This window comes from Sphingobium sp. ba1 (assembly GCF_000743655.1).
Lineage (GTDB): Bacteria > Pseudomonadota > Alphaproteobacteria > Sphingomonadales > Sphingomonadaceae > Sphingobium.
In genome coordinates, this window is record NZ_JPPQ01000069.1 from 2,944,173 (window position 1) to 2,945,295 (window position 1,123).

Below are 1,123 nucleotides of genomic sequence, written 5' to 3' on the forward strand. Positions count from 1 at the left end.
GCGGCGGTCATCGCGGTCGTGAAGGCGCAGCGCCAACGCTATCTGACGCTGGTCTATATCAGCGTCGTCGGCCTCGTCGTTTCGCTCGCCTTCGTCTATCTGTCGGCCCCGGACCTCGCCCTCACGCAAATTTCGGTGGAGGTGGTGACGATCCTGCTGTTGCTGCTGGCGCTCAACCTGATGCCCAAACAGCCGGTGCGCCTCTCCAGCAACAGTCTGCGGTTGCGCGACGGTCTGATCGGGCTGACCGGTGGCACGGTCGCAGGCCTGGCGGCCTGGGCCGTGATGACGCGCGAGCCCAATGATCCGATCTCCGCCTATCATTGGGAAAACAGCTATTCGGGCGGCGGTGGGACCAATGTGGTCAATGTCACACTCGTCGACTTCCGTGCCTTCGACACGTTCGGCGAAATTACGGTGCTGGGCATTGCCGCCCTCACCATCTTCGCGCTGCTGCAACCGGTGGCGCGTGGCCCCTCTGGCCAGCGCCTGCGCGAGTGGGTCGCGGATCTGCCCCGGTCGCCCGAACGCCATCCCATGATGTTCGCGGTCGCCGCCCGGCTCTTGCTGCCACTGGCAACGATGATCGGCCTCTTCATCTTCCTGCGCGGGCATAATCTGCCGGGCGGCGGCTTCATCGCCGGGCTGGTCGTCTCCATCGCGATGCTGATGCAATATATGGCGTCGGGCTTTGAATGGGCGGACCAGCGGCGGCGGGTCGACGAACATATGCTGATCGGCTTGGGTGTCACCATCGCCGCCCTGACCGGCCTTGGCTCGCTCTTTTTCGGCGCGCCGCTGTTCACTAGTGCTTTCGGCTATGTCACGCTGCCTTTGGTCGGAACATTTGAACTCGCGACGGCGATGCTGTTCGACGTCGGCGTCGCCATGACGGTGATCGGTGCGGTGATGCTCGCGCTGGCCGAACTCAGCCATATCGCCCAGCGCGCGGAAAAGGCGCTGGTGGAGGATGATGGCCCGATGGATATCGACCCGGCCAAATTGCGGGGACGCCGGGCATGAGTATCGAATTTCTGGTCGCCTCCGCCATTGCCGTGCTGACAGCGGCGGGCATCTATCTCGCTTTGCGCGGGCGCACCTTCCCGGTCGTGCTTGGCCTCGC

Annotated in this window: 1 protein-coding gene; it reads left to right on the plus strand. The window is 64.3% G+C overall.

Features of this window, described 5'->3' with window-relative positions:
• Positions 1–1,023, plus strand: a 1,023-nt coding sequence (gene mbhE / locus IL54_RS17530; protein ID WP_037479109.1) for a hydrogen gas-evolving membrane-bound hydrogenase subunit E, incomplete at its 5' end; no start/stop codon positions are given.
• Positions 1,024–1,123 lie beyond the last annotated feature (100 nt).